Below are 16,315 nucleotides of genomic sequence, written 5' to 3'. Positions count from 1 at the left end.
CCCGCTGAGAGAGGCACACCATGACCATCCTGATCGGCTACGTACCCACACCGGTAGGTGAGGCGGCCCTCGAGGCCGGCCTGGCCGAGGCGGCGGCGCGCGGCGACGACGTCGTCATCGTCAACAGCCCGCGCCGTGGGGCGACCGTGGACGCCGACCTGGTCGACGAGGCGGCGGCCGCGAAGCTCGTCGCCCGCGCCGCCGAGGCCGGGGTGAGCGCCCGGGTCGACCACACCACGCACGGAGCCGACGTGGTGGAGACCTTCGACACGCTGGCTGCCGAGACGGGAGCCCGGCTGATCGTGATCGGCCTGCGCCGCCGCTCGCCGGTCGGCAAGGCGTTGCTGGGCAGCGACGCCCAGCGCATCCTGCTCGACGCCGGCGTGCCCGTCCTCGCCGTGAAGCCGACCGCATGAGCCGCGGACCCAACGCCAGCCCCAACGGCAGCCGGATCTCGAGGGTCGTCGTCACGCCGGTCGCGTTCGCCGACCCGCCGCTGCTCAACGTGGTCGGCGTCCACCAGCCCTGGGCGCTGCGCGCGATCGTCGAGCTCCACACCGACACCGGCCTGGTCGGGCTCGGGGAGACGTACGCCGACGAGACCCACCTCGCCCGCCTCGACGCCGTCGCCGCCGCGCTGCCAGGACGAGACCCCTACGACACCCACGGCCTGCGACGGCTCGTCGTCGACGTGCTCGGCAAGGAGACCGGCGGGGCGGGTGCCTCCTTCGGTGGCATGCTCGACGTCTCCTCGGCGGTCGACACCGTCTACTCCCCCTTCGAGGTCGCCTGCCTCGACCTGGTCGCCCGCGAGGCGGGCCGACCGGTCAGCGACCTGCTCGGTGGCGCGGTACGCGACCGGGTGCCGTTCAGCGGCTACCTGTTCTACAAGTGGGCCGGCCACCCGGGCCGGCCCGACGACGCGTGGGGCGAGGCGCTGAACCCCGATCAGATCGTCGCGCAGGCGAAGCGGATGGTCGATGGCTGGGGCTTCGGCTCGCTCAAGCTGAAGGGCGGGGTGTTCCATCCCGACGAGGAGTGCGCCGCGATCGAGGCGCTCCGCGATGCCTTCCCGGACCTGCCGCTGCGGCTGGACCCCAACGGCGCCTGGACCCCGGAGACGTCGGTGAAGGTCGCCGAGCGGCTCGCCGGCGTCGTCGAGTACCTCGAGGACCCCACCCCCGGGATCGAGGGGATGGCGCAGGTCGCGGCCCGCACCGACGTACCCCTGGCCACCAACATGTGCGTCATCGCCTTCGAGCACCTCGAGCCCGCGATCGCGGCCGACGCGGTGCAGATCGTGCTCTCCGACCACCACCTGTGGGGCGGGCTGCGCCGGTCGGCGCTGCTGGGCGGCATCGCCGACACCTTCGGGATGGGTCTGTCGATGCACAGCAACTCCCATCTCGGCGTCTCGCTGGCCGCGATGGTCCACCTCGCCGCCGCGACCCCCAACCTGACCTACGCCTGCGACACCCACTACCCGTGGAAGACCCAGGACGTCGTACGCCCCGGGGTGCTCGACTTCGAGCAGGGCGCGATCGCGGTGCCGACAGGTCCGGGCCTGGGGGTCGAGCTCGACCGCGACCTCCTCGGCGAGCTCCACGAGCAGTACCTCGGCTGCGGCGTGCGCCGCCGGGAGGACACCGTCTACATGCGTACGATCGAGCCGGACTTCACGCCGAACACGTCGCGCTGGTGACCGCCACTGGCGATACCCTCAGGGCATCGCCTAATGCGATATTCGGCTTGGACACGAATCGCCAATCCTGACAGTCTCCTGTGACCGGGGCCACACGTGGCCCCGGTCACAGAACGACGAGCCAGGAGCTGCCACCGGTGACACAGATCGATGCGGGCGAGACCACGGCGACACCGCCGGTTCCGGTCGTCGGCTACGCCTACCCCTGGGACGTGATCGGCGACCCGACGTTCGCCGATCGCGCCCGGGGCCTCGGAGTCTCGAAGGTCGCCCTCGCGGCGGCCTATCACACCACGCGCGCCGCGACCCCGCTCCACCCCGAGCACCGGATCGTCGAGGCCCGCAGCGCGGCCCTCTACAGGCCGGTGCGCCCCGAGGCCTGGGGCGGCGCCCGACTGGTGCCGCCGAGCGCGACCTGGGTCGCCGCCGCGGACCCCTACGGCGAGGCCGCCGCGATCCTCGCCGAGGAGGGGTTCGAGGTCGCCGCCTGGATCGTGCTGACCCACTCGACACGGCTCGGTGAGGCCAACCCGGACCTCGCCGTCGTCAACTGCTGGGACGAGCCGTACCCCTACGCGCTGTGCGCCCGCCACGAGGAGGTCCGCCACTACGCGGAGACCCTCGCCGCCGAGGCCGTCCGCGACACCCCAACCTCCACGGCCATCCTGGAGGCCTGCGGCCAGCTCGGGTTCGGCCACGGCGGCCACCACGAGAAGACCGACGGGGCCTACGACGCCGCCACCCAGCAGCTGCTCTCGATCTGCTGCTGCGCGGCCTGCCGCGAGGACTGGAACGGCCGCGGGCTCGACGCCGATGCCACCGTCGCGGCCCTGCGCGCCGCCACCGGCGCAGCCGCCTCCGACGACGCCGTCGACGCCGTCGACGCGAAGGCCCTGGACGTCATCCTCGAGTCCCGCCACGCCGCGGCAGACGAGCTCCGCCACCGGGTGATCGCGGCCGTCCGCGAGGCCGCCCCCGACCTCGTCGAGATCGCGCTGCACGCCCAGCCCGACCCCTGGGCGACCGGGGCCAGCCCCGGGCTCACCCCGACCACCGCCGACGACGTCGACCTGGTCGTCTCCTTCTGCTGGCCAACCACCGAGGCATCGGTGGAGACCGGGCGCCGGCTCGTCCAGGCGGTCGACGGCAGGGCAGCGGCCGCTGCGTACGTCACCGTCCTCCCGCCCACCACCGAGGACGCCTTCGGTGGCCATGTGCGGGCCCTGGTCGACGCCGGGATCGACCAGATCCACCTCTACCACCTCGGTCTGGCGGGCGCGGACAGGCAGCACCTGCTCGCCGAGGCGACCGAGATCCCCCACCGCCGCGACGAGGACGGAGTGCAGGCATGAACACGCTCGGCGAGAACCGCACCCTCAGGCGCACCTGGCGCGCGGTCGACCTGGTCTTCGAGGTCTTCTGCATCGTGTGTCTGGTCGCCACGCTGCTGATCGTGCTGTGGCAGGTGTTCAGCCGCGAGGTGCTGAGCAACTCCCCCAGCTGGAGCGAGGAGAGCGCCCGGATCCTGCTGGTCTGGGTCGGCTTCCTCGGCGCCACGATCGGCTTCCGCGAGGGCGCCCACATCGCGGTGACCTTCCTGGTGGACAGGTTCCCCGCGGTGCTCCGGTCGGTGATCGACCGCGTCGTCCAGGTGCTGCTGCTCGGCTTCGGGCTCTTCCTGATCGTCCAGGGCAGCCAGTTCGTCGCCGACGCCCAAGCCGCCACTCTGCCCGGCACCGGGCTCCCTCGCAGCGTCCTCTACCTGATGATGCCGGTCGCCGGCGCCATGCTCATCCTCTACACCGTCCTCCAGGCCTTCGGCATCAGCACCCCGCGCTACGCCGAGCCTGACGATGCCGCCGAGCTCGGCTGAGCCGCCGAAAGCCGAAGGACTCCCCCATGCCTATCGACCCCCTTGCCATCACCATCCTGCTGGGCAGCTTCGTCGTCCTGATCCTGCTGCGCATCCCCGTCGCCCTGGCCCTCGCCCTGGCCGCCCTCTTCGAGGCGCTCTACATCGGCCTCCCGCTGACCGTCGTCGGCCAGCGGATGGTCGCCGGTCTCGACACCTTCGCCCTGCTGGCCATCCCGTTCTTCATCCTCGGCGGCGAGATCATGGGCGCCGGGGGCATCTCCCGCCGGCTCATCGCCCTCGCCGGCCTGCTCGTCGGCTGGGTCCGCGGCGGCCTGGGGATGGTCAACATCGGCGCCAGCACCTTCTTCGGCGCCCTGTCCGGCTCCTCGGTCGCCGACGTCTCCGCGATCGGCTCGGTGACCATCCCGATGATGAAGAAGCGCGGCTACGACACCGACTACGCCGTCGCGGTCACCGTCTCCGGCGCCACCCAGGCGGTCATGATCCCGCCGAGCCACAACCTGATCATCTACTCGATGGCCGCGGGCGGCGTCTCCATCGGCGCCCTGTTCACCGCCGGCATCCTGCCCGGGATCCTGCTCGGCGCGGCGCTGATGGTGATGGCGTACATCCTGGCGGTCAAGCGCGGCTACCCGAAGGAGGAGCTGGTCCCGCTCGAGGACGTACCGAAGATCATCGGCGAGGGGCTGCTCAGTCTGCTCATGCCGGTGATCATCCTGGGCGGCATCCTGAGCGGCGTCTTCACCGCGACCGAGTCGGCGGCGATCGCCTGCCTGTACGCCTTCGTCCTGACCTTCTTCGTCTATCGCGACCTGCCGCTCAAGGCGATGGTGCCGATCCTGCAGAGCAGCCTGCGCACCCTCGGCGTGGTGCTGTTCATCATCGCCGCGGCCGGAGCCTTCGGCTACTTCCTGGCCTTCCTGCAGGTGCCGGCGCTGGCCACCGACGCGCTGCTCGGCATCTCCGACAACATCGTCGTCGTCCTGCTGCTGGTCAACCTGCTGCTCCTCGCCCTCGGCGCGATCATGGACATGGCGCCGCTGATCGTGATCATGACGCCGATCCTGCTGCCGGTCGCCACCGGACTCGGCATGGACCCGGTCCAGTTCGGGATCATGCTCGTCTTCAACCTGGCCATCGGCCTGATCACTCCGCCGGTCGGCAACGTCCTCTTCGTCGGCTGCGCCATCGGACGTACGTCCATCGAGAAGGTCATCAAGACCGTCGGCCTCTTCCTCATCCCGATGCTCGTCGTCCTGCTGCTGATCACGTACGTCCCGTTCTTCTCGCTCGCGCTCCCCGATGCGCTGGGCCAATGAACCGCGACAAGTAGTCACCATCGAAAGGAACCATCCGTGAACACCACATCCCCCCAGCCGGTCGCCCGGCGCTCCCTGTTCAAGGCCGGCGCCTTCGGTGCCGCGGCGGTCGCCGGCGGCCTCGCGCTCAGCGCGTGCGGCGGCGGGTCGCTGCGCGGCAGCGGCGGAGGCGACGGCTCGAAGACCTTCAAGCTGGCCGAGACCCACCCCGACGACTACCCGACCACCCTGGGCGACAAGAAGTTCGCCGAGCTGGCCGAGAAGTACACCGACGGCCGCATCAAGATCCAGGTCTACCCCAACGCCCAGCTCGGCGAGGAGTCCGACGCGATCGAGCAGGTGCAGATGGGCTCGATCGAGATGACCCGGATCAGCTCGGCCCCGATGGGCGAGTTCGTCCCCGCGATGGGGCTGTTCAGCCTGCCCTACCTCTTCGACGACGCCGACCACCTGTGGCGCTTCCTGGACAGCGAGAACGGCAAGAAGCTGCTCGGCGAGGCCGAGGGCGCCGGCTTCAAGGGGCTGGGCTACTTCGACCCGGGCGCCCGCAGCTTCTACACCTCCAAGAAGCCCATCAAGGCGCCGGCCGACGTCAAGGGGCTCAAGATCCGGGTGCAGGAGTCGCAGGTGCAGATCGACTTCGTCAAGGCTCTCGGCGGCTCCCCCACCCCGATGGACTACGGCGAGGTCTACAGCTCGCTGCAGAGCGGGCTGCTCGACGGCGCCGAGAACAACGAGCCGTCCTACTACTCCGCCTCCCACTACGAGGTCGCGAAGAACTACACCCTCGACCGGCACATGCGCGTCGCCGAGGTGCTGCTCATCAACAAGGACACCTGGGACGGGCTCGACTCCGCGGACCAGGAGGCCCTCCAGAAGGCGGCCGACGAGGCCGCGCCGTTCCAGCGCGAGAAGTGGGACGCCCAGGTCGAGGCCGACCTGGAGAAGCTGCGGGGCGAGGGCGTCACGATCAACGAGATCACCGACCTCACCCCGTGGCGCGAGGCGACCAGGTCCGTCATCGACAAGCACGGCGCCGACCTCGGCACCTACATCGATGCCGTCGAGGAGCTGCGCAGCGCATGAGCCAGGTCGTTCTGATCACCGGGGCCAGCGGCGGCGTGGGTCGGATGATGCGCAGCCGGCTCGCCCGTGAGGGCCGGGTGCTGCGCCTCCTCGACGTCGTACGTCCCGAGCCCCCCGCCGAGGGCGAGGCGGTCGAGGTCGTCGAGGCGTCGGTGACCGACGAGGCCGCGATGCGCGCCGCCTGCGAGGGCGTCGAAGCGATCATCCATCTGGGCGGCATCAGCGTCGAGGCCCCCTGGGACGACATCCTCTCGGCCAACATCGACGGCACCCGCGTGGTCTTGGAGGCCGCCCGGGACGCCGGGGTGGCGCGGGTCGTGCTCGCCTCCAGCAACCACGCGGCCGGCTTCTACGAGATCGCCGATGCCCCCGATGGCGGCCTTCCGGCGGATGCCGTCCCGCGCCCGGACACCTACTACGGGGTCAGCAAGGTCGCGATGGAGGCCCTCGGGAGCCTCTTCCACGACCGATACGGCATCGACGTGACCGCGCTGCGGATCGGCTCGTGCTTCGAGAAGCCGTGGGACCGCCGGTCGCTGTGGACGTGGATGTCGCCCGACGACGGCGCCCGGCTCCTCGAGGCCTGCCTGGCCACCCCGGAGCCCGGCTTCCGGGTGGTGTGGGGCACCTCCCGCAACACCCGGCGCTGGTGGTCGCTGGCCGAGGGCGAAGCGATCGGCTACCACCCGCAGGACGACTCCGAGGTCTACGCCGCGGAGTTGCTCGGCGACGCGGTCGACGACGGCCCGCAGGGGCCCGAGGAGCGGCTGGCGGGCGGGAAGTTCTGCTTCACCCCGCTCGGGGAGCACATGAAGTAGCGCCGGCGGTGCGGTCTGTTCGTCTAGGTATGCAGCCGAACCGTCGCATCCCGTGCGGAGCTCCGCCGGGGAAGCGACGGTTGGTCTGCATACCTAGACCAACCGTCAACGCTGCTGCAGACGCCGGCGGGTGCTGCCGAGGTGCACCCGCATCGCCGCCCGGGCGGTGTCGGCGTCACCGGAGAGGATGGCGGCGGCGATGTTGTCGTGCTCGCGCTGCACCCGCTCGACGTGGAGCGCGTCGCTGGGTGAGTAGGCGTCGCCGAGCCGGGTGCGCGGCAGCATGATCATCATCGGACCCAGCGAGTCCATCAGGTCGAGGTAGAAGCGGTTGCCGGTTGCGGCCGCGACGGCGCGGTGGAAGGCGAAGTCCGCCTCCACCGCGCCGTCGGGATGCGCGGTGGCCAGCGCGGCGAGCGCCTCCTCGATCGCACGCGATCCCTGCTCGTCGAGGTGGGCGGCGGCCAGGGCCGCCGCCTCACACTCCACGCCGAGCCGGAAGTCGACCATGTCGAGCACGTCGTGCTGCGTACGGATCGCGGAGGACTCCAGTGCGAACGGCGAGGGCGCCGGGACCGCCAGGACGAACGAGCCGCGCCCCTGGAAGGTCTCGACCAGACCTTCGGCGCGCAGGCGGGTGACCGCCTCGCGCGCCACCGTCCGGGACACCCCGTAGGTGGCGACCAGGTCGGACTCCGAGGGCAGCTTCGCCCCCGGAGCGAGGTCTCCGGCGAGGATCTGGTCCTTGATCCCGGAGACGACGCGGTCGGCGAGCCCGGTGCTGACTGTCATGCCGTCGCCTCCGTCGAGGAGAGGCAAGGATACGTACTCGACGGCATGACGCTCATTGTCGCTCGCTGGCGCTCGCTCATGCCGTGAACTTAGCCGTCTCCACGGTCAGCTTGCGCATCTGGTCGCTGAGCGTGAAGCCGAGACCCGGGCGGTCCGGCACCCACATCCGGCCGTCGTGGATGTCGATGCGCTCCTCGAACAGCGGGTTGAGCCACTCGAAGTGCTCGACCCACGGCTCGGTCGGGTAGGCCGCGGCGAGGTGCAGGTGGATCTCCATCGCGTAGTGCGGCGCGAGCGCGAGCCCGGCGTGGGCGGCGAGGGTGGCGAACTTCAGGAACGGGGTGATCCCGCCGATGCGCGGCGCGTCCGGCTGCACGATGCCGCGGTAGCCGGCGTCGATCAGCGCCATGTGCTCGGGCACCGAGGTCAGCATCTCGCCGGTCGCGATCGGCGTGTCGAACGTACGCGACAGGTCGGCGTGGCCGACCGCGTCCCAGGCGTCGAGGGGCTCCTCGATCCAGATCAGGTCGAACTGCTCGAGCTCGCGACACATCCGGCGGGCGCGGGCGCGGTCCCACTGCTGGTTGGCGTCGACCATGAACGGGGTGTCACCGAGGTGCTCGCGCAGCGCGGCGACGCGGCGCAGGTCCTCGGCCCAGTCGGGCTGGCCGACCTTGATCTTGATGCCGCCGATGCCGGCCTCGAGCGAGGCGGTGGCCTTCTCCTTGATCTCCTCGACGCTCGCCTGGAGGAAGCCGCCGGAGGTGTTGTAGACGCGGCAGGAGTCGCGGTGGGCGCCGAGCAGCTTGGCCAGCGGCAGGCCCGCGCGCCGGGCCTTGAGGTCGTAGAGCGCCACGTCGAGAGCGGCCACGGCCTGGGTCGCCACACCGCTGCGGCCGACCGAGGCGCCGGCCCACATCAGCGACTCGTAGATCTTGGCGATGTCGGAGGGGTCCTGGCCGGTGGCAACCTCGGCGATCTCCTTGAGGTGGGCGTACTGCGCCGGGCCACCGGCCCGCTTGGAGTAGCTGAAGCCCATGCCCTCGAAGCCCTGCTCCGTCGTCACCTCGACGAAGAGCAGCACGGTCTCGGTGAGCGGCTTCTGCCGTCCGGTGAGCACCTTGGCGTCACTGACCGGGTTCTCGAGCGGGAGGACGACGTGGGAGAGGGTCAGTGACGTGATGCGGTCGGCGGCCATGGCGTGATGCTCCTCGATGGGCTAAGTTGTATGACAAGTTCAAAACTTATCCGATGAGTGATGAGGAGTCCAGAGCGTGACCGCCAGTTCCCAGGTCGTCCGGCAGGTCCCCCGATGGCGCGATCTCGCGCCGTTCCTGCGGCCGCGCCCGTTCCACTGGCGTGCGGCCGACCGGCGGCTGGCCCGCTGTCTCAGCCTCGACGACCTGGAGCGGGCCGCCCGCCGGCGGGTGCCGAGGGCGGTCTGGGACTACGTCGACGGCGGCTCGGACGGCGAGCACGCGATGCGCCGCAACCGCGAGGCCTTCGACCGCGTGGAGCTGCGGCCCACGGCCTTCGGCCAGGTGGCCGAGCCGGAGGTGCGTACGACGATCCTCGGGCGGCCCGCGGCCGCACCCATCGTGCTGGCGCCGACCGGCTACACCCGGCTCAGCCACCACACCGGCGAGCGGGCGGTCGCCGCGGCCGCGGCCGCCGCCGGGCTGCCCTACACGCTCTCGACGTACGCGACGACCTCGATCACCGACGTCGCCGCCGCGGCGCCGCAGGGACGCAACTGGTTCCAGGTCTACCTGATGAAGGACCGTTCTGTGACGCTCGAGCACCTTGCCGAGGCGGCCGCGCAGGGCTACGAGGCACTGATGCTGACCATCGACACGACCGTGACGGGGATGAAGCGCAAGGACAAGCTCAACGGGTTCGCGATCCCGCCGCAGCTGAGCCTGCGTACGTTCGCGGGCATGGCCCGCCACCCGGGCTGGGTCGCGAACATCGTGACCACCGAGCCGCTGCGGTTCGCGACCTTCCCCGAGGGATCCCACTACAGGCGCTGGGGCATGTCCAACGAGCTGCGCGAGCAGGCGATCCGGCCCTCCGACATCGGCTGGCTCAAGGAGCACTGGGACGGCCCGGTGGTGGTCAAGGGCGTGCTCTCGGTCGCCGACGCGGTCGCCTGCGTCGAGGCCGGGGCCGACGCGCTGGTGCTCTCCAACCACGGCGGCCGCCAGCTCGACCGTGCGCCGGTGCCTCTGGAGCTGCTGCCGACGGTGGTCGACGCGGTCGGCGACCGGACCGAGGTGTACGTCGACTCCGGCGTCCGCTCCGGCGGCGACATCGCGGCGGCACTCGGCCTCGGCGCCCGCGGCGTGCTGATCGGCCGCCCCTATCTCTACGGCCTGATGGTCGGTGGCCGACAGGGGGTCGACGCCACTCTGACGCTGCTGGTCGAGGAGCTGCGGCGGGCGATGTGCCTGCTCGGCGCCCCCGACATCGCCGCGATCGGCCCCGAGCACGTACGCCTGCGGTCGGCATGACCGCCTCCCCCACCCGACCCGAGGAGCACCTGATGACCGACCTCGTCAACGACCTGCGCACCGCCCTGGGCGAGAGCGCCGTGCTGACCGAGCCGGCCGACATGGCGGCGTACGTCACCGACTGGACCGGGGTCTTCACCGGCACCGCCCTCGCGGTGGTGCGACCGGCCTCGACCGCGGAGGTGGCGACGGTCGTCAGGCTGTGCGGCGCGGCTGGGGTCGGGGTCGTCCCGCAGGGCGGCAACACCGGCCTCGTCGGCGGCGGCGTACCCGACTCCGGCGGTGACCAGATCGTCCTCTCGCTCGGCCGGATGCGGCGCGTCCGGGAGGTCGATCCGGTCGCCGACACCCTCGTGGTCGAGGCCGGCGCCCCGCTGGCAATCGTCCAGGAGGCCGCCGCGGCCGCGGGGCGGCTCTTCCCGCTCTCGCTCGGCTCGGAGGGCTCGTGCACCATCGGCGGCACGATCGCGACCAACGCCGGCGGCACCGCGGTGCTGCGCTACGGGATGATGCGCGAGCTGGTGCTCGGCCTGGAGGTCGTGCTTCCTGACGGCCGGGTGTGGGACGGGCTGCGCCCGCTGCGTAAGGACAACACCGGCTACGACCTCAAGCAGCTGTTCATCGGCTCGGAGGGCACGCTCGGGGTGGTCACCGCGGCGGTGCTGCGACTGCTGCCCGCCACGCCGCGCCGCGCGAGCGCGTTCGTGGCCCTCGAGTCGGTCGAGGCCGCCACCACGCTGCTTCCGCTGCTCCGCGAGCACGGTGGCGGCCAGCTGACCACCTGGGAGCTGCTCGGGCGCCAGGCGCTCGACCTGGTCCTCGCCCACCTGCCCGGCGTCCGTGACCCGTTCGCGGACCGGCACGAGTGGTACGGCCTCGTCGAGCTCGCCGGCACCTCCGCCGACGTCGACGAGCGGCTCGAGTCGGCGCTCGAGGCCGCGGCTTCGCACGGGCTTCTTCTCGATGCCGTGGTCGCCGGAAGCCCGGCGCAGCGCGAGTCGCTGTGGGCGCTGCGCGAGGGAGTCTCGGAGGCCCAGAGGAGCGAGGGCGTGACCCTCAAGCACGACGTCACCCTGCCGATCACCGCGCTGTCCCGCTTCGTCGCCGAGGTCGGCCCGAGGCTGCTCGACGCGCTGCCGGGGCTGCGGCTGGTGACGTACGGCCACATCGGCGACGGCAACCTGCACTACAACATCTCCGCCCCCGTCGGCGACGACGCGGCGCTGAGGCGAGAGGCTCCCGGGCTGACCCGGATCGTCTACGACGCCGTCACCGCGCTCGGCGGCAGCATCTCCGCCGAGCACGGGATCGGGACGCTCAAGCGGGATGCTGCGGCTGCGTACAAGACGGGTGTCGAGGTCGACCTCCTGCGCGCCGTCAAGCAGGCGATCGACCCCGACGGGGTGATGAACCCTCGGAAATTGCTGGCCTGAGTCGATTTAAAGCGCGCTATAATCTGGGTGTGGATTTCACGGCAGTCGCGACGACCGCTCAACACGAACCTGCAGATGTCGTCATCGAAGTCCGGCCGAGCAGCGACCTACCCGGAGCCGGTTCGCCGACAAGCCCGGTCGCGACGATCACGTCTGCGATGCACCAGGGCGGGCCTGACCCAGACCCATTCATCTCTCCCGAACATCGCATCACCTATCTCCTCCGGGAGATCGGATGGGCGCCGGTCGAGACAGTCGTCATCGGCTCGCCGTTCGCTGTCGTCCGCGAAACACGGTTCAGAGCGGCCGTCGTCAACCACGAAGGAAGCTCGACCGACTCGGTGCAGGTGAGGAACGACGATGGCGAAGTTCTGGCCGAACTGGCCGTCTCGGGCACAGCCGCGGACACTCTCGGCCTATCCGGCTGGACGGTCCTGGGCACTGGCGGTGGCGGGTGGCCCGAGGACACGATCGCCATCGCGCCGCGCGACTGGAAGGTCGTGATCGAACAAGCGAAGGCTGATCGTGAGGTCGCGCAACGCGAAGCGGCCCGACGCGACAGCTTCTGGGCAACCTGCGTACGCGAAGCCATTCTCGACGGCCACACCGCGAAGGATCTCGCCGAGGTCGCCGGCGTGTCCGTCCAGCGCATCTACCAGATTCGCGACCGGCGGCGATGATCCAATCCCAGCCGATCGTGCACGATCCGTGCACCCAGGCCCCCTGTTCGGGTGCACAGATCGCGCAGGTGCACGATCGGTGCACTCACCAAGCTTCGGTGAGTGCACCGATCATTCACAGGCCCTGGGCGACCCGGTAGAACACCTGGTTCCAGCGCACCTGGTCGGCGAAGCCGCGGCGGGTGGTGGACTCGTCGATGACGAGCAGCTCGGTGCGGGCGATGTTGGCGAAGACCTCGAATGCCTCGATCCCGGCGGCGGTCGACATCACCGTGTGGTGCGCGCCGCCGGCGGTCAGCCAGGCCTCGGCGGAGGTGGCGAAGTCGGGGCGCGGGGACCAGACGGCGCGCGCGACCGGCAGGTTGGGCAGGGCCTCGGTCGGCGGAACCACATCGACGACGTTGGCCGTCAGCCGGAAGCGGTCGCGCATGTCCGCCAGGGAGACGACCACTGCACCCTCGACCGAGTCGGCGTCGAAGACCATCCGGACCGGGTCCTCACGGTCGCCGATCCCGAGCGGGTGGATCTCCACCTTGGGACGAGAGGTGGTCAGCGAGGGGCAGATCTCGAGCATGTGGGCGCCGAGGATGACCTCCGCGCCGGGGGTGAGGTCGTAGGTGTAGTCCTCCATCAGGGAGGCGCCACCGGGCAGCCCCTCCCCCATCACCTTCGCGGCCCGCACCAGCACTGCGGTCTTCCAGTCGCCCTCGGCGCCGAAGCCGTAGCCCTTGCCCATCAGCCGCTGCACGGCGATGCCGGGGAGCTGACGCAGCCCGCCGAGGTCCTCGAAGTTCGTGGTGAACGCCTTCGCGTCGCGCTCGACCAGGAACGCCTCCATGGCGATCTCCTGGCGGGCGGCGTAGCGCAGCGACTCGTGACGCTCGCCGCCGCGACGGAGCTCGGGGACGACGTCGTAGAGATCCTCGTACTCGGCCACCAGCGCGTCCACGGCGTCCTCGGCCACCGCCTCGACGGCGGCGACCAGGTCGTTGACGCCCCAGGTGTTGACCGAGACCCCGAAGCGCAGCTCGGCCTCGGTCTTGTCACCCTCGGTGACGGCGACGTTGCGCATGTTGTCGCCGAAGCGGACCAGGTTGAGCCCGTGGGTCGCTGCCCAGCCGGCGGCGCCGCGGACCCAGGTGCCGACGCGGCGGGTGACCGCCGGGTTGGAGACGTGGCCGACGACGGTGGTGCGGGCGACGCCGAGCCGGGTGGCGATGTAGGCGTACTCCCGGTCGCCGTGGGCGGCCTGGTTGAGGTTCATGAAGTCCATGTCGATCTCCGACCAGGGGAGCTCGACGTTGGCCTGGGTGTGCAGGTGCAGCAGCGGCTTCTGCAGGGTGTCGAGGCCGGTGATCCACATCTTGGCCGGGCTGAAGGTGTGCATCCAGGTGATCACGCCGAGGACGTTGTCGTCGGAGTTGGCCTCGAGCATCGCGCGGCGGATCGACGCTGCGTCCTTCAGGACGGGCTTCCACACGACCTTCGCCGGTACGTCGTCCGACGCGTCGAGGGCGCGGGCGACCTCCTGGGACTGCTCGGCCACCTGACGAAGAGTCTCCTCGCCGTAGAGGTCCTGGCTGCCGGTGAAGAACCAGACCTCGCGGTCGCCATAGGGTTTCGGCGCGGTGGGCTTGCTCATGTGGGGGTCCTTCCAGTGCTCACGTGGTGTGCTGATGCTTCGAGGGCGCAGCTCAGTGCTGGCCGTAGACGTTCTGGTAGCGGTCGTAGAGGGAGTCGACGTGGCGCTGGTCGATGGGCAGAGGCTGGCCGAGCTGGCGCGCGATGTGCACGGTGCGGGCGACCTCCTCGCACATCACCGCGGCCTTGACCGCGGAGCGGCCGTCCTTGCCGATGGTGAACGGGCCGTGGTTGCGCATCAGCACCGCCGGGCTGCGCGACTCCCGCAGCGTCTCCACGATGCCGCGGCCGATCGAGTCGTCGCCGATGATCGCGAACGGACCGACCGGGATCGGCCCGCCGAACTCGTCGGCCATCATCGTGAGCACGCAGGGGATCTCCTCTCCGCGGGCGGCCCAGGCCGTGGCGTAGGTGGAGTGGGTGTGGACCACTCCACCGACCTCGGGCATGTTGGCATAGACGTACGCATGGGCGGCGGTGTCCGAGGATGGCGAGCGCTCCCCCTCGACGAGGTTGCCGGCCAGGTCGCACACGACCATCGCCTCGGCGGTGATGTCCTCGTAGGCGACGCCGGACGGCTTGATGACCAGCAGGTCCTCGCCGTCGGGGTTCGGCACCCGCTCGGAGACGTTCCCGGCGGTCCACACGACCAGCTCCCAGCGGGGCAGCTCGGCGTGCAGCGCGGCGACGCGTTCCTTGGCTTCGTCGACGGCGGCGCGAAGAGCGGTGGGGACGCCCGTCATCACTGGTCTCCTTCTGTGTTCTCTGGCTTGGCGGCGAGCGCGGCCACGGCGGCACGCTCGATGTCCAGGCCGGCCTGGTAGCGCTCCAGGTAGGTCCGGAACCCGGCGAGGTCGGCGGCGTCCGGCTCGACGACCTCGAGGTCGATGTCACCGAAGACGCGCTCGGCGAGATAGGCGCTCAGGGCGATGTCGCTGCCGGCCGTGGTCGTCCGGGCGTACGCAGCCAGGACCGCGATCCCCCAGGCACCGCCCTCGCCGGCGGTGTGACCGACCGCGACCGGGGCACCGGTGGCCGCAGCGAGCAGCCGCTGGGCGACGCCCGCGGTGCGGAACAGGCCGCCGTGGGCGAACATCGCGTCGATCTCGACGCCCTGGTCCGCGAGCACGCGCATGCCGAGGGCGAGGGTGCCGAAGACGCCGTAGACCTGGGCGCGGGCGAAGCCGGCGAGGTCGAGGCGGCTGCCAGGGGTGCGTACGAACAGCGGGCGGCCCTCGTCGAGGCCGGTGATCGGCTCGCCGGCCAGATAGTTGTAGGCCAGCAGCCCGCCGCCGTCGGGCGAGCCCTTCAGCGCCGCGGTGAGCAGGGCCCCGAAGACGGCGTCGGGCTCGCAGGGGTGACCGAGCGCGGCGGCGAACTCGCCGAAGACGCCGGCCCAGGCATCGAGCTCGCTGGCGCCGTTGTTGCAGTGCACCATCGCGACCGGGTCGCCGACCGGGGTGGTGACGACGTCGATGGCGTGGTGGACGGTGGCGAGTGGTTCCTCGAGGACGACCATCGCGAAGATCGAGGTGCCGGCGCTGACGTTGCCGGTGCGCTGGGCCACCGAGTTGGTGGCGACCATCCCGGTGCCGGCATCGCCCTCGGGCGGACACAGCACGATGCCCGGCCGCAGCGTGCCGGTGGGATCGAGCAGCGCCGCACCCTCGGGGGTGAGTCGGCCGGCGTCGGCTCCCGCCGGGAGGACCTGCGGGAGCAGCCCCTCGATCCGCAGGCCGGGATGCTTGGCGGCGGCCAGGTGACCGGCCTGCTCGAGCATCCGCTGGTCGTAGGTCCCGGTCGCCGGGTCGATGGGGAACATCCCGGAGGCGTCGCCGACGCCGAGCACGTGCTCGCCGGTCAGCGCCCGGTGGACGTAGCCCGCGAGAGTGGTCAGCGAGGCGATCCGGGGCAGGTGGGGCTCGTCGTCGAGGATCGCCTGGTAGAGGTGGGCGATCGACCAACGCAGCGGGATGTTGGTTCCGAAGGTCTGCGACAGCTCGGCGGCGGCGACCGCGGTGTTGGTGTTGCGCCAGGTGCGGAAGGGCACCAGCAGCTCGCCGGCCTCGTCGAAGGCGAGATAGCCGTGCATCATCGCCGAGACACCGATCGCCCCGAAGGTCGTCGGCCGGGTGCCGTAGCGGCGCTCGACCTCGTCCCCGAGGGCGGCGACGGCACCCTGGACGCCCGCCCAGACCGCCTCGAGCGAGTAGGTCCACAGCCCGTCGGCGAGCTCGTTCTCCCACAGGTGGGAGCCGGTGGCGATGGGCGCGTGGTCGGGCCCGATCAGGCACGCCTTGATGTTGGTGGAGCCCAGCTCGATACCGAGCGCGGTCTCCTCGAGGTCAGGCAGGTGGCCTGCTCGCTGCGTCATCACGGCTCCGTTTCTGCCCGGCGGCTCGGGGTGGGGTTCGAGGCGATGTGAACGCTAACATATTACGCGCGAGTTACCTCCTGT

15 protein-coding genes are annotated in these 16,315 nt (G+C 71.0%); 10 read left to right on the top strand and 5 right to left on the bottom strand.

Annotated features, from left to right (window positions below):
• Positions 1 to 20: 20 nt before the first annotated feature.
• The 7 genes from OG984_RS28215 to OG984_RS28185 all read left to right on the top strand — a co-directional run bounded on the left by OG984_RS28215 (position 21) and on the right by OG984_RS28185 (position 6,801).
• Positions 21 to 416, top strand: coding sequence for a universal stress protein (locus OG984_RS28215; RefSeq protein WP_328529398.1), 396 nt, complete (start codon positions 21 to 23; stop codon positions 414 to 416).
• Complete coding sequence (locus OG984_RS28210) at positions 413 to 1,702, top strand: glucarate dehydratase family protein (protein WP_328529397.1); 1,290 nt, start codon at positions 413 to 415, stop codon at positions 1,700 to 1,702. Before OG984_RS28215 ends, OG984_RS28210 begins: the two co-directional genes overlap by 4 nt.
• A 137-nt stretch (positions 1,703 to 1,839) precedes the next feature.
• Positions 1,840 to 3,054 (top strand): hypothetical protein, encoded by a 1,215-nt coding sequence (locus tag OG984_RS28205; RefSeq protein ID WP_328529396.1) that lies wholly within the window; start codon positions 1,840 to 1,842, stop codon positions 3,052 to 3,054.
• Positions 3,051 to 3,575: a TRAP transporter small permease gene (locus OG984_RS28200; RefSeq protein WP_328529395.1), complete on the top strand. Its 525-nt coding sequence runs from the start codon at positions 3,051 to 3,053 to the stop codon at positions 3,573 to 3,575. Before OG984_RS28205 ends, OG984_RS28200 begins: the two co-directional genes overlap by 4 nt.
• 26 nt (positions 3,576 to 3,601) lie before the next feature.
• Complete coding sequence (locus OG984_RS28195) at positions 3,602 to 4,897, top strand: TRAP transporter large permease (protein ID WP_328529394.1); 1,296 nt, start codon at positions 3,602 to 3,604, stop codon at positions 4,895 to 4,897.
• 36 nt (positions 4,898 to 4,933) lie between these two features.
• A complete protein-coding gene (locus OG984_RS28190) occupies positions 4,934 to 5,983 on the top strand; it encodes a TRAP transporter substrate-binding protein (protein WP_328529393.1) in 1,050 nt (349 codons plus the stop codon).
• Positions 5,980 to 6,801: an NAD-dependent epimerase/dehydratase family protein gene (locus OG984_RS28185; RefSeq protein ID WP_328529392.1), complete on the top strand. Its 822-nt coding sequence runs from the start codon at positions 5,980 to 5,982 to the stop codon at positions 6,799 to 6,801. Before OG984_RS28190 ends, OG984_RS28185 begins: the two co-directional genes overlap by 4 nt.
• Before the next feature lie 105 nt (positions 6,802 to 6,906).
• Here the strand turns inward: OG984_RS28185 and OG984_RS28180 are convergent, their stop codons facing one another.
• Together OG984_RS28180 and OG984_RS28175 are read right to left on the bottom strand one after the other, a co-directional pair.
• Positions 6,907 to 7,593 (bottom strand): FadR/GntR family transcriptional regulator, encoded by a 687-nt coding sequence (locus tag OG984_RS28180; protein WP_328529391.1) that lies wholly within the window; start codon positions 7,591 to 7,593, stop codon positions 6,907 to 6,909.
• Positions 7,594 to 7,669: 76 nt separating this feature from the next.
• The gene (locus tag OG984_RS28175) at positions 7,670 to 8,791 is read right to left on the bottom strand and encodes an L-talarate/galactarate dehydratase (protein WP_328529390.1); all 1,122 of its coding nucleotides are present in this window, start codon (positions 8,789 to 8,791) and stop codon (positions 7,670 to 7,672) included.
• A gap of 76 nt (positions 8,792 to 8,867) precedes the next feature.
• Here OG984_RS28175 and OG984_RS28170 point away from each other — a divergent pair, with 76 nt between their 5' ends.
• The 3 genes from OG984_RS28170 to OG984_RS28160 are packed head-to-tail and all read left to right on the top strand — an operon-like array spanning position 8,868 to position 12,216.
• Positions 8,868 to 10,103: an alpha-hydroxy acid oxidase gene (locus OG984_RS28170; protein WP_328529389.1), complete on the top strand. Its 1,236-nt coding sequence runs from the start codon at positions 8,868 to 8,870 to the stop codon at positions 10,101 to 10,103.
• Positions 10,104 to 10,135: 32 nt separating this feature from the next.
• Entirely contained in the window at positions 10,136 to 11,536 is a 1,401-nt protein-coding gene (locus OG984_RS28165) for an FAD-binding oxidoreductase (protein WP_328529388.1), read from the top strand.
• Between the two features lie 29 nt (positions 11,537 to 11,565).
• On the top strand, positions 11,566 to 12,216 hold the full coding sequence (locus OG984_RS28160) for a hypothetical protein (RefSeq protein ID WP_328529387.1): 651 nt from the start codon (positions 11,566 to 11,568) through the stop codon (positions 12,214 to 12,216).
• 115 nt (positions 12,217 to 12,331) lie between these two features.
• Here the strand turns inward: OG984_RS28160 and araA are convergent, their stop codons facing one another.
• Genes araA through OG984_RS28145 form a run of 3 tightly spaced genes read right to left on the bottom strand, consistent with a single transcriptional unit; the run spans position 12,332 to position 16,231 of the window.
• Positions 12,332 to 13,858 (bottom strand): L-arabinose isomerase, encoded by a 1,527-nt coding sequence (gene araA, locus OG984_RS28155; RefSeq protein WP_328529386.1) that lies wholly within the window; start codon positions 13,856 to 13,858, stop codon positions 12,332 to 12,334.
• Positions 13,859 to 13,910: 52 nt separating this feature from the next.
• The gene (locus OG984_RS28150; protein WP_328529385.1) at positions 13,911 to 14,600 is read right to left on the bottom strand and encodes an L-ribulose-5-phosphate 4-epimerase; all 690 of its coding nucleotides are present in this window, start codon (positions 14,598 to 14,600) and stop codon (positions 13,911 to 13,913) included.
• Complete coding sequence (locus OG984_RS28145) at positions 14,600 to 16,231, bottom strand: xylulokinase (RefSeq protein ID WP_328529384.1); 1,632 nt, start codon at positions 16,229 to 16,231, stop codon at positions 14,600 to 14,602. The genes OG984_RS28150 and OG984_RS28145 overlap by 1 nt, the downstream gene beginning before the upstream one ends.
• Positions 16,232 to 16,315 lie beyond the last annotated feature (84 nt).

Source organism: Nocardioides sp. NBC_00368 (assembly GCF_036090055.1).
Taxonomy (GTDB): domain Bacteria; phylum Actinomycetota; class Actinomycetes; order Propionibacteriales; family Nocardioidaceae; genus Nocardioides.
The sequence above is the reverse complement of the archived record's forward strand: the minus strand, read 5'-3'. Positions and strand labels throughout refer to the sequence as shown.

Coding starts and splice junctions, on each gene's coding strand:
- OG984_RS28150 (WP_328529385.1), bottom strand. CDS start 14,600: ATGACGGGCGTCCCCACCGCTCTTCGCGCCGCCGTCGACGAAGCCAAG.
- OG984_RS28210 (WP_328529397.1), top strand. CDS start 413: ATGAGCCGCGGACCCAACGCCAGCCCCAACGGCAGCCGGATCTCGAGG.
- OG984_RS28185 (WP_328529392.1), top strand. CDS start 5,980: ATGAGCCAGGTCGTTCTGATCACCGGGGCCAGCGGCGGCGTGGGTCGG.
- OG984_RS28145 (WP_328529384.1), bottom strand. CDS start 16,231: ATGACGCAGCGAGCAGGCCACCTGCCTGACCTCGAGGAGACCGCGCTC.
- OG984_RS28215 (WP_328529398.1), top strand. CDS start 21: ATGACCATCCTGATCGGCTACGTACCCACACCGGTAGGTGAGGCGGCC.
- OG984_RS28200 (WP_328529395.1), top strand. CDS start 3,051: ATGAACACGCTCGGCGAGAACCGCACCCTCAGGCGCACCTGGCGCGCG.
- OG984_RS28180 (WP_328529391.1), bottom strand. CDS start 7,593: ATGACAGTCAGCACCGGGCTCGCCGACCGCGTCGTCTCCGGGATCAAG.
- OG984_RS28175 (WP_328529390.1), bottom strand. CDS start 8,791: ATGGCCGCCGACCGCATCACGTCACTGACCCTCTCCCACGTCGTCCTC.
- araA (WP_328529386.1), bottom strand. CDS start 13,858: ATGAGCAAGCCCACCGCGCCGAAACCCTATGGCGACCGCGAGGTCTGG.
- OG984_RS28165 (WP_328529388.1), top strand. CDS start 10,136: ATGACCGACCTCGTCAACGACCTGCGCACCGCCCTGGGCGAGAGCGCC.
- OG984_RS28195 (WP_328529394.1), top strand. CDS start 3,602: ATGCCTATCGACCCCCTTGCCATCACCATCCTGCTGGGCAGCTTCGTC.